Origin of the sequence: Thermomicrobium roseum DSM 5159 (assembly GCF_000021685.1) — a bacterium.
GTDB lineage: Bacteria > Chloroflexota > Chloroflexia > Thermomicrobiales > Thermomicrobiaceae > Thermomicrobium > Thermomicrobium roseum.
Map to the genome: position 1 here is coordinate 1,227,560 of NC_011959.1, position 24,003 is coordinate 1,251,562.

The 24,003-nt window shown below is 63.4% G+C and carries 24 protein-coding genes; 4 read left to right on the plus strand and 20 right to left on the minus strand.

The features are described from left to right. The first annotated feature begins 132 nt into the window (after window positions 1-132). Complete coding sequence (gene rimO / locus TRD_RS05800) at window positions 133-1,545, plus strand: 30S ribosomal protein S12 methylthiotransferase RimO (RefSeq protein WP_015922194.1); 1,413 nt, start codon at window positions 133-135, stop codon at window positions 1,543-1,545. Here the strand turns inward: rimO and TRD_RS05805 are convergent. The 17 genes from TRD_RS05805 to TRD_RS05885 form a co-directional block, all read right to left on the minus strand. Continuing rightward, window positions 1,467-2,348: a lysophospholipid acyltransferase family protein gene (locus TRD_RS05805; protein ID WP_041435998.1), complete on the minus strand. Its 882-nt coding sequence runs from the start codon at window positions 2,346-2,348 to the stop codon at window positions 1,467-1,469. The two genes, rimO and TRD_RS05805, sit on opposite strands and share 79 nt — an antisense overlap. An 11-nt stretch (window positions 2,349-2,359) precedes the next feature. Continuing rightward, the gene (locus TRD_RS05810) at window positions 2,360-3,010 is read right to left on the minus strand and encodes a CDP-alcohol phosphatidyltransferase family protein (RefSeq protein WP_015922195.1); all 651 of its coding nucleotides are present in this window, start codon (window positions 3,008-3,010) and stop codon (window positions 2,360-2,362) included. A 23-nt stretch (window positions 3,011-3,033) separates the two neighbouring features. Then, window positions 3,034-4,032 (minus strand): DUF1648 domain-containing protein, encoded by a 999-nt coding sequence (locus tag TRD_RS05815; protein ID WP_015922196.1) that lies wholly within the window; start codon window positions 4,030-4,032, stop codon window positions 3,034-3,036. 60 nt (window positions 4,033-4,092) lie between these two features. Then, on the minus strand, window positions 4,093-5,487 hold the full coding sequence (locus TRD_RS13615; RefSeq protein ID WP_015922197.1) for a peptidylprolyl isomerase: 1,395 nt from the start codon (window positions 5,485-5,487) through the stop codon (window positions 4,093-4,095). A gap of 61 nt (window positions 5,488-5,548) precedes the next feature. After that, a complete protein-coding gene (gene rpsR / locus TRD_RS15090) occupies window positions 5,549-5,869 on the minus strand; it encodes a 30S ribosomal protein S18 (RefSeq protein WP_015922198.1) in 321 nt (106 codons plus the stop codon). 24 nt (window positions 5,870-5,893) lie between these two features. Then, complete coding sequence (locus TRD_RS05830) at window positions 5,894-6,349, minus strand: single-stranded DNA-binding protein (protein WP_015922199.1); 456 nt, start codon at window positions 6,347-6,349, stop codon at window positions 5,894-5,896. Window positions 6,350-6,384: 35 nt separating this feature from the next. Then, entirely contained in the window at window positions 6,385-6,702 is a 318-nt protein-coding gene (gene rpsF, locus TRD_RS05835; RefSeq protein WP_015922200.1) for a 30S ribosomal protein S6, read from the minus strand. Window positions 6,703-6,896: 194 nt separating this feature from the next. Next, window positions 6,897-7,184: a hypothetical protein gene (locus TRD_RS05840; RefSeq protein ID WP_015922201.1), complete on the minus strand. Its 288-nt coding sequence runs from the start codon at window positions 7,182-7,184 to the stop codon at window positions 6,897-6,899. Window positions 7,185-7,416: 232 nt separating this feature from the next. Beyond that, window positions 7,417-8,364 (minus strand): homoserine kinase, encoded by a 948-nt coding sequence (thrB, locus tag TRD_RS05845; RefSeq protein ID WP_015922202.1) that lies wholly within the window; start codon window positions 8,362-8,364, stop codon window positions 7,417-7,419. Continuing rightward, window positions 8,354-9,505, minus strand: coding sequence for a threonine synthase (thrC, locus tag TRD_RS05850; RefSeq protein ID WP_226980680.1), 1,152 nt, complete (start codon window positions 9,503-9,505; stop codon window positions 8,354-8,356). Before thrC ends, thrB begins: the two co-directional genes overlap by 11 nt. A gap of 170 nt (window positions 9,506-9,675) precedes the next feature. Next, window positions 9,676-10,638: an ABC transporter permease gene (locus TRD_RS05855; RefSeq protein WP_015922204.1), complete on the minus strand. Its 963-nt coding sequence runs from the start codon at window positions 10,636-10,638 to the stop codon at window positions 9,676-9,678. Between the two features lie 25 nt (window positions 10,639-10,663). Further along, window positions 10,664-11,623 (minus strand): ABC transporter permease, encoded by a 960-nt coding sequence (locus TRD_RS05860; RefSeq protein ID WP_015922205.1) that lies wholly within the window; start codon window positions 11,621-11,623, stop codon window positions 10,664-10,666. Window positions 11,624-11,691: 68 nt separating this feature from the next. Next, window positions 11,692-13,569: an ABC transporter substrate-binding protein gene (locus tag TRD_RS05865; protein ID WP_041436721.1), complete on the minus strand. Its 1,878-nt coding sequence runs from the start codon at window positions 13,567-13,569 to the stop codon at window positions 11,692-11,694. Between the two features lie 156 nt (window positions 13,570-13,725). Next, window positions 13,726-13,950: a hypothetical protein gene (locus TRD_RS05870; protein ID WP_143714644.1), complete on the minus strand. Its 225-nt coding sequence runs from the start codon at window positions 13,948-13,950 to the stop codon at window positions 13,726-13,728. Window positions 13,951-14,174: 224 nt separating this feature from the next. Beyond that, the gene (locus TRD_RS05875; protein ID WP_015922208.1) at window positions 14,175-15,290 is read right to left on the minus strand and encodes a hypothetical protein; all 1,116 of its coding nucleotides are present in this window, start codon (window positions 15,288-15,290) and stop codon (window positions 14,175-14,177) included. A 17-nt stretch (window positions 15,291-15,307) separates the two neighbouring features. Further along, on the minus strand, window positions 15,308-16,798 hold the full coding sequence (locus TRD_RS05880; protein ID WP_015922209.1) for a glycogen synthase: 1,491 nt from the start codon (window positions 16,796-16,798) through the stop codon (window positions 15,308-15,310). A gap of 19 nt (window positions 16,799-16,817) precedes the next feature. After that, a complete protein-coding gene (locus tag TRD_RS05885) occupies window positions 16,818-18,104 on the minus strand; it encodes a glucose-1-phosphate adenylyltransferase (RefSeq protein WP_015922210.1) in 1,287 nt (428 codons plus the stop codon). A gap of 76 nt (window positions 18,105-18,180) precedes the next feature. Between TRD_RS05885 and accD the strand changes: the two genes are divergently transcribed. After that, window positions 18,181-19,083 carry an acetyl-CoA carboxylase, carboxyltransferase subunit beta gene (accD, locus tag TRD_RS05890; protein WP_015922211.1) on the plus strand — a complete coding sequence of 301 codons (903 nt, stop codon included), beginning with the start codon at window positions 18,181-18,183 and terminating at the stop codon, window positions 19,081-19,083. Beyond that, window positions 19,080-19,901 (plus strand): acetyl-CoA carboxylase carboxyltransferase subunit alpha, encoded by an 822-nt coding sequence (locus TRD_RS05895; RefSeq protein ID WP_015922212.1) that lies wholly within the window; start codon window positions 19,080-19,082, stop codon window positions 19,899-19,901. Before accD ends, TRD_RS05895 begins: the two co-directional genes overlap by 4 nt. A gap of 44 nt (window positions 19,902-19,945) precedes the next feature. On the opposite strand, the gene TRD_RS05900 is transcribed toward TRD_RS05895, so the two are convergent. Beyond that, window positions 19,946-20,377, minus strand: a complete 432-nt coding sequence (locus TRD_RS05900; RefSeq protein ID WP_015922213.1) for an Hsp20/alpha crystallin family protein — start codon at window positions 20,375-20,377, stop codon at window positions 19,946-19,948. Window positions 20,378-20,403: 26 nt separating this feature from the next. Next, entirely contained in the window at window positions 20,404-21,588 is a 1,185-nt protein-coding gene (locus TRD_RS05905) for a site-2 protease family protein (protein ID WP_015922214.1), read from the minus strand. 304 nt (window positions 21,589-21,892) lie between these two features. On the opposite strand from TRD_RS05905, the gene pyrB reads away from it, so the two are divergent. After that, window positions 21,893-22,849, plus strand: a complete 957-nt coding sequence (pyrB, locus tag TRD_RS05910) for an aspartate carbamoyltransferase (RefSeq protein ID WP_015922215.1) — start codon at window positions 21,893-21,895, stop codon at window positions 22,847-22,849. A gap of 68 nt (window positions 22,850-22,917) precedes the next feature. Here pyrB and TRD_RS05915 read toward each other — a convergent pair whose 3' ends face one another. Continuing rightward, window positions 22,918-23,940, minus strand: coding sequence for a sigma-70 family RNA polymerase sigma factor (locus TRD_RS05915; RefSeq protein ID WP_015922216.1), 1,023 nt, complete (start codon window positions 23,938-23,940; stop codon window positions 22,918-22,920). Window positions 23,941-24,003 lie beyond the last annotated feature (63 nt).

The following is a 24,003-nucleotide window of genomic DNA, read 5'->3' on the forward strand; positions in this document are numbered from 1 at the left end:
CAGGAATCGCTCCACCGTCGCCCGTGCACCCGACAACCCTCCGCCACCGCGATCGGGGCAGCCTGACCTCGGCTCGACGTACCTGAGTAAGGCATACTTCCCGGGACAATGGGGGATCGGCGAGGAGACAAGATGGATCGACCGCTCCGCTTTCACATCGTGACACTCGGGTGCTCGAAAAATCAGGTCGATTCCGAAGGCATGGCGCAGCGACTGATCGCGCGCGGGCTGCAACCGACGGACGAGCCGGATGAGGCTGCTGTGCTCGTCGTCAACACCTGTGGCTTCCTCGCGGCAGCTCGTGCCGAGTCACGCGCGGCTATCGAGGAACTGGCCGCCCGCCGTCGCCCGGGCCAAATCATCATCGCGGCCGGGTGCATGGTCTCGCTCGACCAGCACCGGGCTGAGCTGCCGCCCGGTCTCGACGCCTACGTCCCAACACACGACTGGAACCGCATCGATGCAGTCGTCGCTGACCTCCTCGGTCTACCGATCCCCAGTGTGCTCGAGAGCACGCGCGATCTGCCGTCCTTTCCGCGCCTGCCTGTGAGACGGCCGAGCGCGTATGTCAAGATTGCCGATGGATGCGATCACCGGTGTTCGTTCTGTGCCATTCCGCTCATCAAAGGGAACCAGCGGAGCAAGCGTCCCTCCGAGATCGTGCGGGAGATCCGGGAACTCGTGAATGCAGGCACCAAGGAGGTCATCCTCGTTGCCCAAGACACGATCCGTTACGGCGCAGACCTGGGTTTGCGGAACGGGCTTCCGGACCTGCTTCGCTCGATCGCAGAGCACGTCCCCGACCTGCCGTGGCTCCGCCTCTTGTACCTCTATCCGAGTCCACTCCTCTTTCGACTCATCGACACCATGGCTGAACTGAAGCCGTGTGTTCCGTATCTGGACATTCCGCTCCAACATGCCGATCCTGTTCTTCTCCGCCGCATGATGCGACCGAGCGACCCTGATTTTTATCGTCGGCTCATCGCTTATGCGCGGGAACGCCTGCCCGACGTCGCTCTCCGGACGACCTTCATCGTCGGCTTTCCCGGTGAAACCGACGAGCAGTTCCGGCGACTCTACGATTTCGTCGCCGAGATGGAGTTCGACCACGTCGGTGTCTTCGTCTATTCCCGCGAGCAACCAACGCCGAGTGCACGCATGGAGGACCCGGTTCCACCGGAGGTCGCGGAAGAGCGCCGGGCCGCACTCATGGAACTCCAGCAACGCATCTCGTGGGCCAGGAACAAGACACTCGTCGGGAAAATCCTTCCCATCCTCGTCGAAGGCACTGGGGAAGTCGAAGACGAGAGGGGAAACCGCGCTCCCCTCTCGGCTGGTCGGGCAGCGCGCCACGCGCCAGAAGTCGACGGACTCGTCTTCGTTCCTGAGGAACTGCCACTGGGTGAGTTCGTAACTGTCCGCATCACCCAGGCTGAGCCGTATGACTTGTGGGCTGAACCGCTCGCTCAGGCGAAGAGACGTCGGGAAACAGGCCGCGGACGGCCGCGTCCTCGTCGCCAGACGGGACTGAAAACGAGCCATTGATCCGGCGCCTCCCGAATAGCACACTCCAGTTGCCGAGCCAGTGCCTCGAGTGCGACAGTGATGTCCTGCTGGCGATTCGCCGTTCGTGCGACCCGGAGCGGCTCTCCAGAGCGGACCCGGTATCCATGCTCGGCACGATAACAGAAGACGGGTACGATGGGACAGTTCAGGCGACGAGCGAGGCGCAGCGGACCATCCGGCAAGGTCGTCCGCGCCCCGAAGAAGGTCACCAGCTGTCCGTTTCCCGCGGGATCACGATCGACCAGAAAGACGACCGGTGTGCCGGTTTGCAGTGCTCGGCGCACGCGCAAGAGACCGGCAGCCGTCGGCGGCACCAGTTCGATTCCCGAGACACCGCGCAACCAGCGCATCGAGCGGTCGATCCACCATGGACGCATCGGAGCAGCCACGCTGACCAGCCGGAGACGACGAGTGGAGGCAAGCGTGGCGGCCGCGACGTCGAACGGACCGAGATGCGCCGAGACGAGAATGACCGGTGAACCGGAAAGCGCGACCGGAGCTCCTTCCATCTCGACCACTGGCCGCCACCGACCGCCTGTCAGGCGCAGAACGAGGAGCGCTGCGATGTTCCGGGCACTCGCCTGGAAGGCTCGCCGTGCTGCGGACCGCACGGCGCAACTGTCTGCCGGCAAACCGAGCACATGGGCCAAATTCGCACAGAGATCCGCGCGGCGCGAGCGCCACAGCAGGTACGCAGCTTCTCCGATGCGATCGACCACCCAACAGGCCGGACGTTCCAGGAGAGGGAGACGCAGCGCTCGCCCGAAACGATCGCCTCGCATGCGCTCACCGCTCAGCCCGAGCGTCGGTCGCGAGCGAATTCTTCCCGTGTCCAGCCGAGGTAGGGCCACGCATCGACAACGACCGGTAATCCTCGCGCGACCGTCAAGACCAGCGTGAGATACACGCAGAGCCACCCAGCGAGCAGAAACACCGGTTCGACGAAGAGTCGGTCGATGATCGGGAACTCCGCACGCCTAGTCGCGACTACACCAGCGAGAAAGAGGAATGCCACCAACTTGGCCGTACCGTACAGCGCCCGCATGCACCGCGAGGCAGTCAGGAAACGAGTGATCGGCGTGCGTGCCATGGAGCGCTCACCGAAAGGCGTGCGTCCCGCTTGCAGCGCGACACTGCGCAGTCCATCAACGAGAAAACCGCGCGTCAGCACGAGCAGCGGTGCCCAGACGCCGATCACGCCGAGATCGGCGAAGACCACCCACAGCGCATTTTCCACCACGCGATCACCAGCGATATCGAATACCGCGCCGAATACCGTCTCTCGCCCACGCCGGCGCGCGACGATCCCATCGAGCGCATCCGCCACGAAGACGACGAGCAAGATGACGATGGCCAGACCGAGCGTCCACACCCGCTGCGTGTAAAGCATGCCGATACCGAGGAAAAGGAGGGCGATGCGCCCAGCGGTGATCGCGTTCGCCACGATCCAGCCCCTGCTCCTTGTCTTCAGAGCGTGATCACGAGGAGAGCGATCCAGACGAGGACCAGCACGATGATCGTCCCCCCGAGTAGCAGCCAAGCCGCGAACCGTTCGAGCGACGCAGCCAGGACGGCGAGTGCCACATTGGCGAAGACCACGATGGTCGCAACGATCGGCAAGATCCACACCTCGCGACGGGTTCCGATACGATCCGGGAGACCGGCAGCGTTCCAATGGAGAACGAGCATCTCCGGCAACCGCGAGGACTGCACGAGTAAGAAGACGAACTGACTGGCGAGCAAGAGAAGCGCGAGTCCGAGCAAAACGAGCGATAACGGATCCCGACCCAAGCGCGGGACTAGCGTCCCGAGACCTCGCCCGCGTGCCTCCTGTCTGGCCTCGCTCAGCGTCGGGAAGGCAGCGGTCCAGCCAGCAGCGGCCAGGTCATCACGACCAGCGATCGCCACACTGCCGATGTCCGAATCATGTCGACGGCGCGCGAGTGCCAGCTGATCGAGGAAGGCGACTGGCTGGGCAGGCGAGATCGCCCAATGACCAGCATCTGTCGAAAGGAGCAGCTGGCGACTGACCGGCTGCGTGGCCACAACTCGTACCGGCCCCAACGGCGTCCGCAGGCGTCCCACATAATACCCGGGCCAGAAGGGCTGCCAGTTCGGGATCGAACTGCCGAGCACCGCTGCTGCTGGCCCGGCATAGGTGAGACGATCGATGCGAACCTCGTCGACTCGACCACCCCAACGAATCCGAACCGTTTCGCCGGTCACGTCATACCCGATCGAGAAATACCCGATGACCAGGTAAACGAGCAAAACGGTTGCCGCACCGCTGATCAAGAAGACTAGCCAGAGAACCTGCTGGCTTATGGTCGACGGAGTCACACCGAGCAGGCCAAGCAGAGCCAGCACGGTCGTGGCGGCAAAGACGACCACCAGAGCGAGACCGATCAACCCACCTGCTGATGGAGCAGCCCGCGCGCGGTACCTTACCGATCCTCGACCCTGCATTCCGCGGGCCTCCTCGATCTCCCACGTCGAGCAGCCAGCCGGACAACGCTCGCTCAGCCATTATGGCAGTGGCGTTGCGGTCGGCGATACCTCCACGGTCGGTGTTCCTGGCACGGTCGTTGGAGTGGGAGTCGGGGTCGGAGTCGGCGGCGCGTCTGGTGGGGCCACGAACGGCTGGACAGCTGGCGTGGGCAGCGGAGTCAACCCGAGATGCCAGCGAATCGTCGAGGTTCGGCGTTGCTCGTCGAGCCAACGGCTCAAGGCTTGCCCCCGCAACGCCTGCAACATGCGCTCGCTCAGGGGTCGATCAGGATCACGTTCCAGCACCTTCACGATGTGCCAACCATACTGGGTCTGCACCGGGCCGCCGACCTCTCCGGGTGCGAGAGCGAACGCCACCTCGTCGAACGCACTCGGCATATAGCCGCGCGGCAACCATCCCAGGTCTCCGCCGTTCGGTGCGGTATCGCTGTCGATCGATCGCTCGCGAGCGATCGTCGCGAAGTCAGCTCCACCCTGGATATCGGCCAGCGCCTGCTCTGCCGCCTCGCGAGTCGCCAACAAGATGTGTGCAGCGTGGATCTGCTCGGCTCGCAGGGGGATCCGCTCTTCCAGGACACGCTGCACTTTCTCCCGAGCCAGCATCGGCCGCACGACCAATCGCTGGAAGTCAGCCAGGGAGAGACCGGCCTGTTCGAGCACGTTCTTCTGATACTCCCCCATGAGCGCTGTCGCTGTCGCCCGCGCCTCCTCGGGTGGGACCGTCGGCGTCGGTGTCGGCGATTCACTCGGCGTTGGCGTCGGGGTTGCCTGCGGCGTCGGGGTAACCCCGGGCTCCGGAGTTGGTGTCGGAAGTGGGGTCGGCGTCACCGCCGCTGTCGCGGTAGCCCAGGCCGCAGCGGTCGGATCGATCCCGAGCGTCGGTGTCGGCGTGAGCAGGGGAACACTGCTGAACAGGCTGACGGTATAGTCCTCCACCTCTCGCTCGTCGAGCGCAACGCCGAGTTGTCCCATACGCTGAAGCACCAGACGGTCATCAATCATTTGCCCGACCGTTGCCTGATTGATCGGATCACGCTCGACGGTCGTCAGCTGCTGGCGAGCCTGGTCAGCGAGCTGTTGGTACTGGACACTCTGCTGACCACTCATGAGATTGGCCAACTGTTGGTATTGACTGATCTGATTCAAGAGTTCCAGGCGCCGCATCTTCCAGTAGTCGGCGCGGGTGATCGGCTCACCGTTGACTTCGACGACGACCTGGCGCGGCAGGTACCAATACTGGTAGATCGCTCCACCGCCGAGTAACCCAGCCACGAGCAGCAGAACAACCGATACACCGATGACTGCTGCTCGCTCCTGTACTCGTTCCCGCTCGCGACGAGGAACCCGCCGATGTGTTCGCGCCCTGCGATCCCCCCATCGGCGGGGAAAGAGCCGCCTCACCCACTCGAGCATCTAGCACCTCGCAGCGTTCCTGCCTCGACGCGATCCCAGAGGAGGAATCAGCGGACGAACGTTATCGTTCCGGCACGAAGGGCAGGAGGGCAAGATGCCGTGCTCGCTTGATGGCGCGCGCCAGCTGCCGCTGGTGCTTGGCGCATGTTCCCGTTGCGCGACGCGGCTCGATCTTCGCCTGCGGCGACAGATACCGCCGAAGACGACCAAAGTCCTTGTAGTCTATCTTCTTGATACCGTCCATGCAGAAGGAGCAGACCTTCTTGCGCGGATAGTAGCGGGTCGCTGCAGAGCGAGCGGGGCGCCCGGACTCTCCGGTCGCTTCCGCTGTCTGCTCGGTCGCCCCATCATCCGCCGTCATCGGTTCGAGTTCTTCGGCCATCGTCCCCTCACTCCTCGAACGGTCTCAGAACGGAACCTGATCGTTCCACGGATCATCGTCCAACGGGAAGTCCGCATTTACGTCAGGAAGTACCGGTTCTTCATCGACGATGCCTGGCGGCACCGCCGCTGGTGCGTCCGGCGCACGCGGGCTCAGCAGCAGAAGGTCTCGGGCGATCACCTCGACGACGGTCCGCTCGACACCATCGTTCCCGGTGTAGCGCCGGACGCGGAGTCGGCCTGCAACATACACCTTGGTACCCTTGCGGATGTACTGGTCAGCGATCTCCGCCAATCGGTTCCAGCAGATGACCCGAAACCAATCGGTTTCCTCGATCGGCTGTCCGCCTTCACCACCACGGCGCATCGAGTTGACAGCGAGCGAGAACTCGGTGACCGGAGCCCCGGCTGGTGTATACCGCATCTCGGGGTCGCGGCCGACATTCCCGATGAGTTCGATTCGATTGAGTCCGCGAGACATCGCATACCCCCGGGCTCCGGTCCACGCCGGACCACTCATTCGTCCAGACGAACCATCAGATGGCGCAGGACTTGCTCGTTCAACCGCAGCTCCCGCTCGATCTCCCGAACCGTGCGCGGCGGGCAGACGAGTTGGAAGAGAACATAGAACGCTTCTTGGAATTTCTGGATGGGGTACGCCAGCCGGCGGCGTCCCCACGGCGTATCGCGCTTCTCGAACGTGATCGTCCCGCCTTGCTCGACCACCGTGTTCCGAATCCGCTCGAGAGCTGCTTCCAACCGATCGTCAGCTAGATCAGGGCGAAGAAGCACCATCAGCTCGTACGGGCGAGGTGCAGGTTCATAACGCGGCAACGTTCCTCTCCTTTCCTCGGGTTCGCGCTGGACGCAACGACCGAACCGTTGCCGTATCCGGGCGGTCGCAGCGCGGAAAGGACGACATCCACAGCAACGCGGCCGCAGGACCGCGAGCAAGGCGAGTATACCAGACGAGCCCCAGAGCAATGCTCCAGGGCCCGTACCTCGAGAAAGCCCGGCTCATTCCGCGCTCACGCCGCTCGTGCCTCGAACTGCTGCACGATCGCTGGTCGCCGTGCTTGATTGATCACCCAGTCGACGAGAACTGCGACGAGCGAACCGACCGCCGCATGGATCAAGTGGATACCGCCGAAAGCCGGCCCGAACGCCGGGAGCTGTTCGGCAATCCAGATCCCGAGAAACGGATAGGCCGCAACGCGCCACACCCGCTCCGGCAAACGACCAGGAAGAAGATCGTACCAGAGGACACCGAACCCGTAGCTCAGAGCCAGCATCAGTAAGAAGGTCCCGATCTCCATGGCTCACCTCCGTTTCCCTTCGACGGAGGCCGGGCTTTCTCGTTATGTCTTGACGAGAATGAGTATAGTACGGGCTGCGATCACGCGCAACGCGATTCCACCGCTGCCGATTGCTGAACGCGCGCCCCAGGATCGCCGTCGAACGCGTCGAGCGCCGGGCGAGGCGGCTCCAGACGGGGGATCACTTCCGTTCACAGAGATGAACCAGGAACGAAGCAAATCGTGCGGTTACTTACTCGTGATGGCTGGAAATCGCTTCGGGCGCGCTCACCGGACCGCGTTCGTCGGCGCGGAGAATCTGTGCACCTTGCCGATCGATCGGTAGTACGAGCGCTTCCCCATCCATCGCGCGTCGCGCCAGGAGATCAGCAAACGCCCTTTGCACCGCCGACGCTCGCTCCGGAGAACAGAACGCGAGGACCGATGGCCCCGCCCCGGACAGCGCTGCGCCGTAGGCGCCAGCCACCAGTGCGCGATCGATTGCCTCCTCCAGATGCGGGTACAAGACCGCGCGATAAGGTTGATGGAGCTCGTCGGTCATTGCTGTCCGCAAAAGGTCCGGCTGCCCAGTCGCCAGAGCCAGGACCAAAAGCGCGGTGTGCGCTGCAGTCCGCACGGCAGTGACCCGGCGCACCCGCCGCGGCAGGACAGCACGCGCATCGCTCGTGTAGCCGAGAGCATCTGGTACCAAAACGACCGCCACGAGCGGGAACTCGACCGGTACCGCAACTGCCTGCGGCCCTTCCTCGTCAACGACCGCGAGCACGACCCCACCGAAGAGCGCTGCACCGACGTTGTCGCCATGACCCTCGAGCTCGCACGCCATGCGGAACAATTCCGAGCGCCCGAGCGGCTCCCCGCACAGCTCATTGGCGAGAACTAATCCGGCTACGATCGCTGCCGCCGAACTCCCCAACCCCCGAGCCACGGGAATGTCGGAGTCAACGGTGAGCGTGCCACCAGGGAGCGATCGACCAGTCGATGACGCGTAATAGCGCATCGCCTCGGCGACGAGGTTGCGCCCGCCGTGGAGTTCTGGTCGAACAACTACCCGAAGCTCGCCGATCGTCTCGTCCGGCTCGTAGCGAGCCGAAAGATAGCGGCCGAGGGCCACCGCCAGCACGTCGAAACCGGGTCCGAGATTGGCACTCGAAGCGGGAACACGCACTTCACAACGCACGAGCCAATACTCCTGCCAGTGCGTCGAGGGTGGGCGCGATCGTCACCGGCCGGTTCGCAAGCGGTCGTGGAGGATCCCCGAGATGATACGCCAAGACTGCATCCGGATCCTTCAAGACATGACCAGTGAGAATCGCCACAACTCGATCGCCTGGCCGAATGACCCCTCGCGCGACGAGCTTGCGAACGCCGGCGACCGAGGCAGCTGATGCCGGTTCGCACCCGATTCCCGTTCGATCGACGCGTGCCTTCGCCTCCAGGATCTCCTCGTCGCTGACCGTGTCCACGAGACCGTCGGTCAGCTCGATCGCACGGCGAGCACGCTCGTAACTCACCGGATTTCCGATCCGGATCGCCGTCGCGATGGTCTCAGCGGTAACGGGACGAAACTCCCGGAAGCCACTCCGGTAGGCTGCGTAAAACGGCGCAGCCCCCGCGGCCTGGATCACTGCCAGGCGCGGCAGGCGCTCGAGCCATCCCACGTCACGCAACTGAGCCAGTGCTGCCCCAAAGGCCGCGGTGTTGCCGAGATTCCCGCCGGGCAGCACGATCCAGTCCGGGACGCTCCACCCGAGCTGATGCAGCAGCTCGAACACGATCGTCTTTTGCCCCTCCAGGCGAAACGGGTTCACCGAATTGAGCAGGTAGAGCCCGAGTTCCCGGCTCGCCTCCTCGACCAGGCGCATGGCGGCATCGAAGTCGCCCTCCACCTGGACGATCCGTGCTCCATACGCGATCGCCTGGCCCAGCTTCCCTGCCGCGATCTTTCCCGCGGGGAGGAACACCACACTGGGAAGACCTGCCAGGGCTGCATAGGCCGCAACTGAGGCGGCCGTGTTTCCCGTCGAGGCACAGGCCACCGCCTGCGCACCGATCGTTCGCGCATGGGAAATCGCGACCGTCATCCCCCGGTCTTTGAACGAGCCGGTCGGATTTTCCCCCTCGTGCTTGAGGAAGAGCTCTTCGCACCCCGTCCAGTCGGTGAGTTGGGGATGCTGGTACAGGGCAGTATTGCCTTCGGGACGCGTCACGATGGCGGCGGCTGGCAGAGGCGGCAGCAACTCCCGGTAGCGCCAGACGCCGCTCCGATCGAGCGCCTGCCAACTCGACAAGCGGACATCGAAGTTGGTTCGCTCGACCACCTCCGCGAGTGGGAATTCGACATGGAGGAGCCCACCGCACTGGCAGCGCCCAGGTGATCCCGCAGGCTCGAACCTCGCACTACAACGGTCACAAACGAGAGTCATCTGAGCGAGCGCTCCCACCGTTTTCTCCCGTGCGCTCGCCCGGCCACGCGTCGTCATGCTACCCCTCAGATCGCGAACATGCGCCGTGGATCGAGTGCGTCCCGGAGTCCATCACCGACGTAGTTGATGCTCAGCACGGTTAGGAAGATCGCCGCACCGGGGAAGAGAACCATCCATGGTGCGAACTCGATCCAATTGATTCCATCGTACAGCATGCGGCCCCACGTCGGGATGTCGGGCGGGAAACCGAGTCCGAGGAAGGACAGGGCTGACTCGGTGATGATCGCTTGTGCGACGCCGAGTGTCGCCGCCACGATCACCGGGCTCAGCGTGTTCGGCAAGATATGGCGGAAGATGATCCCGCTGGTACTCACGCCGATGCAGTGTGCCGCCTCCACGAACTCCTTCTGCTTGAGCGACAGGAACGAAGCACGCACCAGGCGCGCCACCGGCATCCAGTTCAACCCGCCGATCACGAGGACGATCAGCAAAAACATACCGAGCTCGACCCCAAAGAGCGCTTTCATCCGATCCTGGAAAAGGTAGGTGATCAGGAGAAGCAACGGGAGGCTCGGGATCGAGATGAACATATCGGTCATCCGCATCAAGAACGAATCCAGGATTCCTCCGAAATATCCTGCGACCGCACCGATGAGCGTTCCCAGCGTCACCGCAACCAACATGGCGACGACACCCACCGCGATCGAGATCCGTCCACCCCAAAGAATACGCGCGAAGATGTCATGGCCGAGATCCGTCGTGCCGAAGGGGTGCCGGAGTGACGGTCCTTGCAGGGCTTCCGCCATATCGAACGTGTTCCAGGGAATCGGCCAGAGAAACGGACCGATGATCGTGGCCAGGATCATGAACACCAAGACGATGGTTCCCGCCACCGCGAGCCGGTGGTGCCGAAACTGCCTCCACGCATCGCTCCAGAGCGACCGCGGCTTGCGTGTCGGCAGTACCACGGGTGGCCCGACCGTGCGTGCCGCGGTCTCCAGCCTGCGCTGCTCGGTCGCTTCGGACATCGCGTTACCCCCCCGTCGCGGCCACTCACTCGTACTTGATCCGCGGATCGAGTACCCCGTACAAAATATCGGCGATCAGGTTGAACAAGACGACCAGCGCGGAGAAGATGATCGTGATCGCCATGATCACCGGTGTGTCGTTGTCGCGGATCGCGCTGATCAGGAGCGAGCCCATACCGGGAACGCGGAAGATCTGCTCCGTGATGACCGCTCCGGTGAAGATGCCGGGAATGCTCAACGCAACGATCGTGACTACGGGAATCAGCGCATTGCGCATCGCGTGCCGCATGATCACGACACGTTCGCTCAACCCCTTGGCACGCGCCGTGCGCACGTAGTCCTGATGGATCGTCTCGAGCATGGCCGCTCGGGTGTACCGCGTCAGTGCCGCAGTTTCGAACAGTCCCAGCACCGCAATCGGCATCAATGCCTGCTTGATCTTCATCCATAAGCCAGCCAGACCCTCGACCTCGATAGTCGTGCGGTAGATCATCGGTAACCAACCTAGTTTCACGCTGAAGACGAGAATGAACAAGATACCGGTCACGAAGGTGGGAAGCGAAAAGCCAATGAATGCTAACGTCGTCGCGATATTGTCGAAGATCGAGTACTGTCGGACCGCCGAGAGCACCCCGACTGGTATCGCGATGAGGACCGACACCAGGTAGGCCGTGCCGATCACGTAGAGCGTGGTCGGCAGACGCTGGCGAATGAGATCGCTCACCGGCGACTTGGAGCGGAAGGAGTATCCGAAGTCGCCGCGCAGCATTGACGACGCCCATTTGACGTAGCGAACCGGAATCGGGTCGTCCAAACCCATGCTCTGCCGGATCCGTTGGCGCACCTCGGGTGGTACCGCAGGATTCATCGCTAACTCGGACAGCGGGTCGCCCGGTGCCAGGGCCAGAATCGTGAAGATGACGATGCTGATCGCGACGAGGGTCGGAATCGAGATCAAGATCCGCCGGATCAGATACTGCGTCATCCTGCGCTCCTCACCCCTGTTAGAGAAAAAGGGGACGGGGCGCGCTCACCCCGTCCCCACCACCCGCGCTAGCTCGACCGTCGCCAGTTCGCGATGTTCCAGGTCTCGTCGGTCCAGCGGGAGAGTTCGAGGCCGGTCAAATCCTTCTTTCGACCGCTCACGCTGTTTCGGTGCACCAGCGGAATGACTACCACGTTGTTCACGACCAGATCGTTCATCTTGATGAACAGCTCTTCCTGTTTCTTCGGATCGAGCTCGACCAGCGCTTGCTCGTACAACTTATCGTACTCCTCGTTCTGCCAGCGCTCATAGTTGTTGCCGGACCAATTGTTGGCCTTCTGCGCGATGTTGTCGGGTTTGCCATACCACGAAACCATGTAATCGATCGGATAGGTCGACGACGGTCCGTTCGTGAACATCTCCAAATCAGCATAGAAGTGCGCTGCCGTATCGGGATTGCCCGGATCGGACGAGAAGAAGACTGACGCCTCGATCGACTTCAGCTCGACTTTGATGCCGAGTTTCTCGAAGGCGCTCTTGATGATCTCCTGCGTCTTCTGGCGGACCGGATTGATCGTCGTTTGGTAGACGACCTCCATCCGCACTCCGTCCTTCTGCCGGACACCATCCGGGCCCTTGGTCCAGCCGGCCTCGTCGAGCAACTTGGCCGCGGCATCCAGGTCGAACTTCCAGGAGGTGTTCTTGGAGACGAAGCGCTCGGGCGCCACCAGGATGTTCGAAGTGGCTTTCCCAGCTCGCCCATACAGCGTGTTGGCGATGACGTCGCGCTGGCAGGCCAGCGCATAGGCCTGCCGCACACGCAGATCAGATTGCCAGGGATGCGGCACGCCCAGCTTCGAGCGCTCGCCATCGACCTCCTTGCGCGGATCGGTCATGTTCACCAGGATCCGCTCGACATAGACGCCCTCGATGACCTCGACGACACCGACACCCGCCTTTTCCAACTGGTCGAGCACCTGCGCCTCGACCTGCAGGTTCCAGGCGTAGTCGACTTCACCGGTCTGCAGCACGGCCCGTGCCGCCGTGGTCGCGTCACCGCCACCCTTGAACTCGACCTGTGCGAAGTACGGTTTGTCTGGCTCGCGATAGTTCTCGTTCATTTCGTAGACGACGACATCACCCGGCTTGAACTCTTTGACTTTGTAGGGACCCGTTCCGATGGGATTCAAGTTGAACGGTGCCGTACGGGCCTTCTCGCCGACATAGTCCTTGAGGATGTGTTGTGGCAGGATCCTCCCGTACGGCCCGACGAAGACGTTCATCCACGCCGGATTCGGGTCCTTGAAGCGGATGACGACCGTATGATCATCCGGCGTTTCGATCGACTCGATCACTGTGTAGTTCGCGATCGTCGTCGCTGTCGTCTTCTCGTCGATGACATACTCATAGGTAAACTTCACGTCCTTGGACGTGAACGGCTGGCCGTCCGACCACTTGACATCCTTCTTGAGCTTCCAGGTAACCGTTTTCGCGTCCTTGCTCACTCCACCGTTCTCGACCGAGGGGATTTCTGCTGCCAAAACCGGTACGAGTTCACCTTTGTCGTTGATGTCGGCCAGTGGCTCGAGCACCAGTCGCGAGGCATTGAAGTCTTTGGATCCCTGCGCCAAGTGCGGATTCAGGATCGTCGGCGCCTGCCACCAGAGCAGCTTCACCAGGCCACCTTGCCCACGCTTCGCAGCTGGGGCCGGGGTCGGACTCGCTGCCGCCGCGGGTGTCGGGCTCGCCGCTGGAGCTGGTGTCGCCGCAGCGGGCGTCTGTGCTGCGGGCGCTGGTGTCGGTGTCGCTTCCTGGCGCGCGCACGCCGCGAGTAGGCTCGCGATCACCGGCGCACTCGCACCCAACGCAGCCGCGCGTTTGAGCACGTCACGCCGGCTGAGCTGTCCTGAGCGTGCTGCCGCTTCGAGTTCCCGCAATGTCTCCATCGTTTCACCCTCCTCACGCTTCACTCCACCATCGCCAGACCCTGCGAACCGACTCACCATTCGTCTCACCTCCTCCATATCGACGAACGATTCGGCTGCGCGACCGCCGTCCGACATCCGCGAACGGCGCCATTCTATGTCGCATCACTGACGATGTCAATCGTGCGTGACTCCGTCGGCACCGCTCGCCACTCGAAGCAGGATGACGCTGCGCCGCTCGCAACCGGTCGCTCCTGAGCACAGCCCCTTGCGGCACCGATCGCTCCGCACCAAGTCGACGACGAGAACCGCTTCATCGACCAGTATCGCCGCCACCCCGCTTTGGTGCAAGGCGGTGCGTCGCGAACTGCCGGGGATCGGGGTGAGAGTCACTGTACCCATCGTCAAAACAGTCCCTCCAGCTCGCATCCCTCGTTCTCTGTTCCTCCCCTCCAAAACGGCAGCGCATCACTCTGCCTTTGGGAAGCGTTGACGTGTCGACACACGTCGCACGCTGCAGCGACGATCACTGCGAACCTCGCTCCATGAGCATCCGACCAGCGAAGTCGTTGGGAACAGCGCACGCTGCTTCCAGACACTCGCGAGGTATTCCCCTCTGCGCATGCTCAGCCGAGGCAGCGCCACAGCGCTTCGGCTACGCGAAACGGATCGCTCGCCACCACGCTGGCTGCATAGAGCTCCATCGCCCCAAAATCGGACGTCCGCGAAAGCGGATCACCCCGGTCGACGACCCGGACGACCACTGGCATATCCGACCAGTCCTCGGCAGTCGGGACCAGCGGCGGCAGCCACGCGACGAGGTTGAAGGATGTCACGTTGAGGTCGTCGACGAGGCAACGCACGACCCGATTCATGACTCGGGCGAGATCATCGTCGAAGGCAGTGGACAAGAGAACCGTCTCTTTCTCTTTGAGCGGCGTGAGACTCGCGTACACGCGGATACCGTTGACGGACTTGCCGAGACCGAGTGCCTGGTGAATCCGAAACAGATCGTCGAAGTACCCACGCCCCATCTCGGTCCTGTAGCGCACCGCGGCACGCCGCTCACGCTCCACCTTTCCGTAGTGCATCCCACGGGTGAGGCTGACCTGCGCGTGCCCATGAGGAATCGATGCGCCACTTTTCCAGAGGCAATTCCACATGAAGAAGGGATAGACCGCTGCGCAATCGACCTGGTGAGCTCGCTCGAACCACCCACGAGCGACCTCGACCATCTCGCGCACCAACGGCTCATCGAAAGCCAAGGGATCATGCTCGCGGAAAATGATGACTCCATGGAGGCCATCGTACTTGGCGATGTTGCTCGCGGTCATGACGTAGCGTCCCCGGATGCGACCGAAGACATCCTCGGGCGTGTTGTATTCCGGTTCGCAGAATGGATCGGGCGCAGTGCGCGCCAGTTCGTCAGCCAGTTCGACCGGTATCCGCGCCTCCAGCGGCCGGCGCGCCCGCAACTCGTTGAACAGCGTCGCGTCGAGCGTCCACCGGTTGGTCACTTTGACGATCCGTTGCCGCAGCACCGCCTCCGGGGAACCGAAGTAGCGCTCGACCCACTTCCGCATGTGATCAGGAAGGACCAGTTCCCCGATCGTGACATCGACATCGAACAGGTCCCGGAACGCCTGCTGCAACGCCGGCTCCAGCGTCTCGATCGCCTCGAGCAGCCAGAGAATCGATCGCTGGCTGACGCTGCTGGGCACTCCATCGCTGGAACAGGCCATCCGTCTCCCCTTCCTCCTCAGCGGACTGTCTCGAGCGCGCCGGTTCGCCGCAGCGCCGCGACACGCTCGTACACTGCCAGATATTCCTCCGCCGGTTGCTCCCAACTGACGTCGCACGACATGGCCGACCGGACGAGCCGCCACCAGCGTGCTGGCTCTCGGTACTCAGCTCGCGCGCGCTCGATCGCCTCGAGCAGAGCGCCCGGTTCCGGCTCCTCGAAAAGGAAACCGTTCCCTCGCTGACCGTCCCACTCCACGACAGTATCGGCCAGTCCACCGGTTCGCCGGACGATCGGTATCGCTCCGTACCGCAAGCCGAGCAGCTGGCCGAGTCCGCACGGCTCGAAGCGCGATGGCAAGAGCACGACATCAGCCCCGGCGTAGATCCGGCGGGCGAGCACCGCATCGAACGTGAGGCGCACTGCGACGCGGTCAGGATATCGTTCAGCCAGTGCGGCGAACTGCCGCCCGATTTCCGGTTCGCCAACCCCCAGGACCGCCAGCTGCATACCGCGCGACACGAGCTCGTCGCCGAGTGCCAGAACGAGATCCAAACCTTTCCGGTGGTCCAATCTCGAGACGATGCCGATCAGGAACGAATCGGGTTCCACAGCGAGGCCGAGTTCCCCCTGCAGCGCTCGTTTGCAGAGCGAGCGGGCTTCTGGATGCTCCACATCGTAGCGGGCTGCCAACACCGGATCGCTCGCCGGATCGTAAAAGGTCGTATCGATCCCATTGCGAATCCCGACCAGGGCATCGCTGCGGTACCGGAGCAGCCCATCCAACCCTTCACCGAATTCCGGCGTCTGAATCTCGCGCGCATAGGTCGGGCTCACCGTCGTGATCACGTCCGCCACGTGGATGCCGCGGGCGAGCACGTTGATCGTACCCGGGAACCGCTGCCACTCTTCGAACAAGAGTTCATGCGCCTCGAAGCCCAGTCGCCGCGCGTAGGCGATATCGGTTATTCCCTGATGCGCTAGGTTGTGGATCGTCAACACCAATCCCGGCGAGGGGCGATCCGATTCGTCGTCCCGCCAGCGATGAAGCCAGACGAGCGTCAACGCGGTATGCCAGTCATTGGCGTGGACAATGCCGACTGGGAAGAGCTGGACGAGTTCCGCAGCTGCTCGCGAAAACACGAAGAACCGCTCCCGATCGCGCGGCTCGTCATAGACGACGGGAGCACCGAACAGCCGCTCGGACCGCAAGAGCAGGACCGGGACGCGATTTGCTAACCAGGCTCGTCCCACCTGGAACGTCTCCACGCCTCCATCGAGTGGAACCGCGAGCCGGATCGGGAGTTCGGTCACTGGGACACGATCCTCGATGCCACCGTACCAGGGTGTCAGGATAACGATCGGCACCCCACGCTCAGCCAGCGCCAGCGGTAGCGAGCCAGCCACATCCCCCAGTCCGCCGACTTTGGAGAATGGCGCGACCTCAGCGCTCAGATAGAGAACGACTGGAAGACTCGCTCGTTTGGCTCGGTCGTTGCACAGCATCATGCGCCCGCCTCGTTCCCACTCACGACCATACCACGGTCGCGATCGGGTTCACCGTTTCCCCGCTGGGCACGACCGCACCGGGGAAGTCGCTTTCCTTGACCTCGGGCCCGATCAACACGTTGCGTCCGATCCGTACCCCGGGCGGCACGACCGCATTGCGCCCCACTAGGGTGATTCCGGTATTCAGCCGACTGGGCTCCAACCAGTTCGGGGAGTTGTCGTCCCCCCAGCCGAGGTACGCATTGGCGCCGATCGTCACGTGCTTGTCGATGATGCAGCGATCGACGACCGCTCCTGGCCCGATCACCGAATCGGTCATCACGATCGAATCGCGCACCACCGCTCCTGCCTTCACGATCACGCCGGGCGAGAGGATCGACCGGATGACGGTCGCGCCTTCCACGATGCACCCATTGGAAAGCAAGCTCCGGATCACCGTCGCTCCTTCGAGAATCTTGGCCGGTGGCCGCTCCTCGCTGCGGGTATGAATCCGCCAGTTGGGGTCGTAGAGATTGAGCTTCGGCTCGTCCTCCAGGAGTGCCATGTTTGCTTCCCAGTACGACTGCACGGTTCCGACATCCTGCCAGTAGCCATCGAAGCGATACGTTGCCACCCGAGCTGTCCGAATGAGATAGGGGATCACGTCGCGGCCGAAATCGATGAACTCCGGCGCATCCGGGTGGTCGCGCGTGAAAAGGTCCAGCAGGAGATTGCGCCGAAACAGGTAAATTCCCATGGACGCGAGATTGGAGCGCGGTCGTTCCGGCTTCTCCTCGAAATCGACCACCCAACCATCCTCAGCGACGATCACCACGCCGAAGCGCGAGGCTTCGCGCCAATCCACTGGTTGCACCGCGATCGTTACATCGGCGCAGCGCTCGCGATGCTGGGCGATCATCGGTCGGTAGTCCATCGCGTAGACATGATCACCCGCTAAGATCAGCACATCGCGGTAGGGACGCCGCGTAATGTAAAAGAGGTTGTGATACACAGCGTCGGCTGTGCCCCGATACCAGCCGGACGTGGAGCGCCCAAGATACGGCTGGAGGATCACCACCCCACCATTGCGCTCGCGATCGAGGTCCCAGGGACGGCCGTGACCGATATGCTCGTTCAGCGAGTGTGGCCGGTATTGCGTCAAGACAGCCACATCGTACAAGCCCGAGTTCACACAGTTGGAGAGGGCGAAGTCGATGATACGGTATTTCCCACCGAACGGCACCGCTGGCTTCGCGCGCTGGCGCGAGAGAATGCTCAACCGCTCTCCCTGCCCTCCCGCGAGGATCATCACCGCGACGTCGCTCATCGCGCCCTCCCGCCCCAGCTTGACCGTTCCCGCGTGTATCATAGCCCGACAGGCAGGCACACCGAGAGGGGTACCGGTGCGACCATTCTTGCGGAGACGCAACGCACAAAACCAGTCCAGCGCGCACGAATCGCCGAGCGTTCCCGATGGCCTCTGGCTCAAATGCTCCCGTTGTCGCGATCTCCTGTACGCGCGGGAATTCGAGCGAAACCAGCGTGTCTGTCCACGCTGCGGTTTTCATGCGCGACTCAGCGCACGAGAGCGCATCACCGTGACCGTCGATTCGGGTTCCTTCGCCGAGTGGGATGCCCATGTCGTCACCGACGATCCGTTGCACTTCGTCGCGCTCGGTGAGCCATACCCAGCGAAGATCAGCGAGGCACGTACCCGATCCGGTGAGCGTGAGGCGCTCGTCACGGGCGCAGCCACCATCGAGAGCATTCCTGTCGCCATCGCTGTCGCCGAGTTCGGCTTCCTCGGTGCGAGCATGGGTTCCGTTTTCGGCGAAAAGTTCGCTCGTGCCGCGGAGCGTGCAGCGATGGAGCGGCGAGCGTTCGTCGTCTTCGCGAGTTCAGGTGGCGCACGCATGCACGAGGGCATCTTCTCGCTTTTCCAGCTGCCAAAGACGATCGTTGCCGTCGAAGCTCTTGCCGAGGCGCGCCTGCCCTTCATCAGTGTCCTCGTCGACCCCTGCTACGGTGGCGTGACTGCCAGTTTCGCCACCGTGGCCGATGTCATACTGGCCGAGCCTGGCGCGATGATCGGATTCGCTGGCCCGCGTGTCATCGAGCAAGTGACGCGCCAAAAGCTTCCTCCAGGTTTCCAGACGGCCGAGTTCGCGCTCGAGCACGGGATGGTGGATATGGTCGTTCCTCGTCAACGAATCCGCGCGGTGTTGGCCTCGCTCATCCGGACGCTCGCCGGATCCTCGCTCGTTCCGTTGGCCGGCGACACCATGCGGCAGGAGGTGGGGGAATGACCAGCTTGACCGCGTGGGACCGTGTTCAGCTCGCGCGACATCCGGCGCGCCCCCACACGCTCGACTACATTGCCGAACTGATCGAGGATCCACAAGAGCTGCACGGTGACCGGCTTTTCCGGGACGATCCGGCCATCGTCGCTGTTCTCGGGCGCTTTCGTGGGCAACCGATCCTCGTTCTCGGCCACCAAAAGGGAACGACGACCGCAGAGAATATCGCGCGCAACTTCGGGATGCCGCGTCCCGAAGGATACCGCAAGGCGATTCGCGTCATGCAGCTAGCCGAAAAATTCCGCCTGCCAGTTCTGACCTTCGTCGATACGCCGGCCGCCGACCCAGGGCTCGAATCGGAGGAACGCGGTCAAGCGTGGGCCATCAGCGCGTGCTTGCGAACGCTCCTCCGTTTGACCGTCCCGACTATCGCCATCGTCATCGGAGAGGGTGGGAGTGGTGGAGCGCTCGCGCTGGCGACCTGCGATCGGCTGCTGATGCTGGAAAACGCGATTTTCGCCGTCGCATCACCCGAAGCCTGCGCCGCGATCCTTTGGCGAGACGCCGGACGAGCACCCGAGGCAGCCACCGCGATGCGGATCACAGCTCCGGAACTTCATCGTTTCGGCATCGCCGACGAGGTGATCCCCGAACCGACCCCGGCGCACCTGGACGCTCCTGGCACGATTCGCCGGGTCGGCGATGCGGTCGAGCGTCGCCTGGGCGAGCTCCGCGACCTGTGGAACCGACACGGAACCGATGCAGCACGGCGCTTCCGATGGGCGCGCTTTCGCGCCATCGGGGTGTGGCGCGAGGAAGGCAGTTGAGCGAACCCAGACTGTGCCCGAGCGTTGGCCAGTGCTCGCCCGACTCAACTCGCCTTGACTGGAATACGGCGCACTCTTCCGGGAGCTGCCTTGGGGAGACGAATGACGAGTATGCCATTCTCGTACCGGGCTTCGGCTCGTTCCGGATCGACTGGACTCGGCAACTCGATCGTGCGTTGAAACCGACCGAAGCGACGCTCGCGACTGACCCATTGCCCATCCACCGAGGGTTCCCGCACCTCACCGCGGAGAACGACGCGATCGTCCTCGACGACGAGGTCCATCGCGGCTGGCTCCACCCCTGGTATCACCGCATAGATGACGTATGCGTCCTCGAGCTCGGCAATGTCCACCGGTACACCCACACCGGCCACCATCGGCCCGGATCGCTCACCCCGTAGCCCATAGGCCTGTTCCAAGAGTTCGCGCCACGGAAAACCCTCCGCCCAGGGGTCGAAAGATCGTCTGCCCGCCACGCTCCGTTCCTCCTGCTCAGGATCCGTCACCGCCCCAGGAACCCGAGCGCCCGCACGACCGTGAGCCAGCGCCCGGCCGGGCGACGCGACGCTTGCACGTAGCGGTACACGTGCGCCAGCCGATCACTGGTGAAGATGCCGCGATAGCGGTTCCCGGCGTCGACCACGGGGACCGCGGGGTGCCCGCTCGCCAGCATGCGGCGGTGCGCTTCGTACACGGAAGTCTCCGGACTCACGGCAGCGAAGCCGTGGTCCATCGCATCAGCAACGCGCATGAGATGCGCGACATGCGCCAGCCGGAGGATGTTTTCTCGCCACAGCATCCCCACGACCGTTCCATCGCGTACGACAGCGACATCGCGTGGTCCCCCTTGCAGCGCATGGGACAGCGGCTGCTCGGGGTCGATTCCACCACCATCCCAGACGGCGAACTGCCCGACTGGAAGGCGTTGCAGGACACGCTCCAGCTGGAGCGTCCGTTGCTCCAGCAAGGCAGCACCAGCCAGAAAAAGGCCAGCCAGCGGCAAAGTCGGCTCTCGTAGCCACAGACCGAGCGGTAGCGTCACCAGGGCCACGAGATACCCGGTAACCAACGAGATCCGTGTCGCGCGCGCACGCTCGCTCAGAGCCGAGAGCCATGCTCGCAACAGCCGACCACCGTCCATCGGGAAAGCAGGGATCAGATTGAACAATGCCAGCAGGACGTTGCTGGCCATGGTCAGGATCAGCAAGCTACCGACACTCGTCCCGGTCAGGAGACGAGCCACATCCGCGAGCGACGTCACCTCGTAGAGAGCGAGGACAACGCTCACCACTGGCAAGAGCGCGAGTGCGATACCGAGATTGAGCACCGGACCAGCCAACGCGATCGCTGCCTCGCGGCGAGGTGGTAGTGGTCCCTGCTCGATACGCGTGAGACCGCCGATCGGCAAAAGGACGACGTCACGCACGGCGAGACCGAAGCGATGCGCGACGACAGCGTGAGCGAGTTCATGTCCAGCCACGCTCACGAAAACCGCCAGAAGCAAGAAGAGCCCGAAAAGCGTCCCTTCCAGCGGTTCTGCGCTCCGTCCCCCCCAGTGCCAGAACACCCAGGGGACGAGGAGGAGCATGGTCGGGTGGATCCGCACCGCGACACCGCGGACTGTCACCACCGAGATCGCTCGTCCCACCGATGAGCCCCAGTCGTCCAACTGCTCGCCGGCGCTCATAGCGCCCTTCTCCCGATGATGTCGGCACACTCCGGCATCTTGTGAAGACCGATGCCCCGACCGGATTGTACTGGTCATCCACCGATGCGTCACGGTGTTCGGACACCCCATTCGGCCAGCGGATCATGAATCGCCCGTCCGTACGCATGATGTCGTGTTTCACCGCTTGCATGATCGGGTTGTGTGCAGTATCATCAGCAATGGGTTCCTCCGAACAGGCGACCTCCCCCGAAGATGTACCGGTACGACCGGGCATAAGTCTGCGTGTGCCCGAGCAGGAAAAGGGGGGCGTTGCGTGAGGCGAGTGGTCCAGCATGTCCTGAGTGTCGAGCAGTTCTCGCGCTCTTACCTCTTCGAGCTTTTCCACCGTGCCGATGCATTCTCGGCGCTTCCCCGGCACGAGTTCACCGACACGGCTCGCGGTGCCATCATGGCGACGCTGTTCTACGAGCCGAGCACCCGTACTCGCCTCAGTTTCGAGGCTGCCATGACACGCCTCGGAGGGGCGGTCATCTCCGCTGAGTACGCCGCAGCGACCTCGTCCGCTGCCAAAGGAGAATCGATCGAAGACACAGCCCGGGTCGTTGCCGGGTATGCTGACCTCATCGTGATCCGCCATCCGGAAGCCGGATCAGTGGCTCGTGCAGCTGCCGTCGTCGACGTACCAGTGATCAACGCGGGTGACGGGACGAACGAGCACCCGACGCAGGCCTTGATCGACCTCTATACCATCTGGCGAGAACACGGACGGATCGATGGGTTGACGATCGCGCTGGTCGGTGACCTCCGGTACGGGCGGGCGGCGCGCTCGCTGGCACGCCTGCTCACGCGAACGCTGGACACCACGCTCTACCTTGTTGCGCCGCTGGTCACGCGGATGGATCCAGCGCTCGTCCAGCACCTGCGCCAGAGCGGACTGCGCGTTTTCGAGGTGGACGACCTCGCAGCCATCGCGCCGGAACTGGACGTTCTGTATCAGACGCGGATCCAGCGCGAGCGCTTCCGCGACCCTGACGAGTACGCTGCCGCCTTCGGCCAGATCATCGTCGATCAGGCCCTGATGGAACAGCTCGCTTCCCACGCGATCGTGCTTCACCCCTTGCCCCGCGTAGGGGAAATCGAGCCTACGGTCGACTCTGATCCGCGAGCAGCCTACTTCCGCCAGGCACGCAACGGTGTCGCGCTGCGCATGGCGTTGATCGAACACGTCCTGGCGCGGCGACCACTGAGTGCCGCGAGAGCGAACGGCTATCACGACTAGCCGGGAGCGCCGACTGGACTCCTGATGCCCCGCCCAGCGCGGGCGGGTGCGCTCTTTTTCCCAGCAGCTCAGATCCCCGCGTAATACTCAGCGAGCCGCTCGCGAGCGATACGCCGCAGCTTTCGGAGTGCCTCGTTTTCGATCTGCCGGACACGCTCGCGACTGATGCCGAGGAGATCCCCGACTTCGGCGAGCGTCCGTGGCTCACCATCCGAGAGACCGTATCGCAACTGGAGGACCAGTCGTTCGCGCGGCGTCAGCATTTCCAGAATTTCAGCGATATCGCGCCGCATCAGCGACTCCTCGGCGAGTTCCTCGGGCGACTGCGCCAACTCGTCAGCGATGAGATCGCCGAGACTCGTCTCGTCCTCCTCACTGAGCGGTTGATCCAAGGAAACGGCCCGCTGCGCGGCCCGGACGATCTGCGCGATCTTTTCCGGCTGCACGCTCATCGCTTCTGCGATCTCTTCCGGTGTCGGCTGCCGCCCCAGTTCCTGCGCGAGTTGCGTCGTCGTCCGGTGGTAGCGAGTGATGGAGTCAGTCATGTGGACCGGCAAGCGGATCGTCCGACCCTGATCAGCGATCGCACGCGTGATCGCCTGGCGAATCCACCAGGTCGCATAGGTGCTGAAACGATATCCCCGGCGCCAGTCGAACTTCTCGACTGCCCGCATGAGCCCGATGTTTCCCTCCTGAATGAGATCGAGGAGCGACAGCCCCCGCCCAACATAGCGCTTCGCGATGCTGACCACCAACCGTAGATTCGAGCGGACGAAGCGTTGCAGCGCCTCGGTATCCCCCTCCTTGATGCGCTTGGCGAGCTCGACTTCCTCTTCGGGCGTGAGCAACGGTGCCTCAGCGATGTCCCGCAGGTAGAGCCGCAGGGGATCGCTGGCCAGCGAAGGATCGCTCCGGAAGAGATCTTCCAGTTCCGCGTCGCTGAGGAGCGCCTCGGGCTCGACGATTTCCGCTTCGACCGGCTCGATCGCTCGCTCCTCGGCAAACGCTTCGCTCGCTTCCCGCTCCACCGACCGGCTCGTTCCACTTCGCCGGCGCCGGCTGGTCTCCCGTCGCTCGCGCTCCTGCGTCATGCACATCCTCCAGCATCGATCCCGTGCCCCTCACCCCCGTCACCCGTCATCGACCCAGGGTAA

What these genes read in the sequence shown, in the direction of transcription:
- rimO (WP_015922194.1), top strand. Translation starts at nt 133, where the DNA reads ATGGATCGACCGCTCCGCTTTCACATCGTGACACTCGGGTGCTCGAAA.
- TRD_RS05805 (WP_041435998.1), bottom strand. Translation starts at nt 2,348, where the DNA reads ATGCGAGGCGATCGTTTCGGGCGAGCGCTGCGTCTCCCTCTCCTGGAA.
- TRD_RS05815 (WP_015922196.1), bottom strand. Translation starts at nt 4,032, where the DNA reads ATGCAGGGTCGAGGATCGGTAAGGTACCGCGCGCGGGCTGCTCCATCA.
- TRD_RS13615 (WP_015922197.1), bottom strand. Translation starts at nt 5,487, where the DNA reads ATGCTCGAGTGGGTGAGGCGGCTCTTTCCCCGCCGATGGGGGGATCGC.
- rpsR (WP_015922198.1), bottom strand. Translation starts at nt 5,869, where the DNA reads ATGGCCGAAGAACTCGAACCGATGACGGCGGATGATGGGGCGACCGAG.
- TRD_RS05830 (WP_015922199.1), bottom strand. Translation starts at nt 6,349, where the DNA reads ATGTCTCGCGGACTCAATCGAATCGAACTCATCGGGAATGTCGGCCGC.
- TRD_RS05840 (WP_015922201.1), bottom strand. Translation starts at nt 7,184, where the DNA reads ATGGAGATCGGGACCTTCTTACTGATGCTGGCTCTGAGCTACGGGTTC.
- TRD_RS05855 (WP_015922204.1), bottom strand. Translation starts at nt 10,638, where the DNA reads ATGTCCGAAGCGACCGAGCAGCGCAGGCTGGAGACCGCGGCACGCACG.
- TRD_RS05860 (WP_015922205.1), bottom strand. Translation starts at nt 11,623, where the DNA reads ATGACGCAGTATCTGATCCGGCGGATCTTGATCTCGATTCCGACCCTC.
- TRD_RS05865 (WP_041436721.1), bottom strand. Translation starts at nt 13,569, where the DNA reads ATGGAGACATTGCGGGAACTCGAAGCGGCAGCACGCTCAGGACAGCTC.
- TRD_RS05870 (WP_143714644.1), bottom strand. Translation starts at nt 13,950, where the DNA reads ATGGGTACAGTGACTCTCACCCCGATCCCCGGCAGTTCGCGACGCACC.
- TRD_RS05875 (WP_015922208.1), bottom strand. Translation starts at nt 15,290, where the DNA reads ATGGCCTGTTCCAGCGATGGAGTGCCCAGCAGCGTCAGCCAGCGATCG.
- TRD_RS05880 (WP_015922209.1), bottom strand. Translation starts at nt 16,798, where the DNA reads ATGATGCTGTGCAACGACCGAGCCAAACGAGCGAGTCTTCCAGTCGTT.
- TRD_RS05885 (WP_015922210.1), bottom strand. Translation starts at nt 18,104, where the DNA reads ATGAGCGACGTCGCGGTGATGATCCTCGCGGGAGGGCAGGGAGAGCGG.
- TRD_RS05895 (WP_015922212.1), top strand. Translation starts at nt 19,080, where the DNA reads ATGACCAGCTTGACCGCGTGGGACCGTGTTCAGCTCGCGCGACATCCG.
- TRD_RS05905 (WP_015922214.1), bottom strand. Translation starts at nt 21,588, where the DNA reads ATGAGCGCCGGCGAGCAGTTGGACGACTGGGGCTCATCGGTGGGACGA.
- TRD_RS05915 (WP_015922216.1), bottom strand. Translation starts at nt 23,940, where the DNA reads ATGACGCAGGAGCGCGAGCGACGGGAGACCAGCCGGCGCCGGCGAAGT.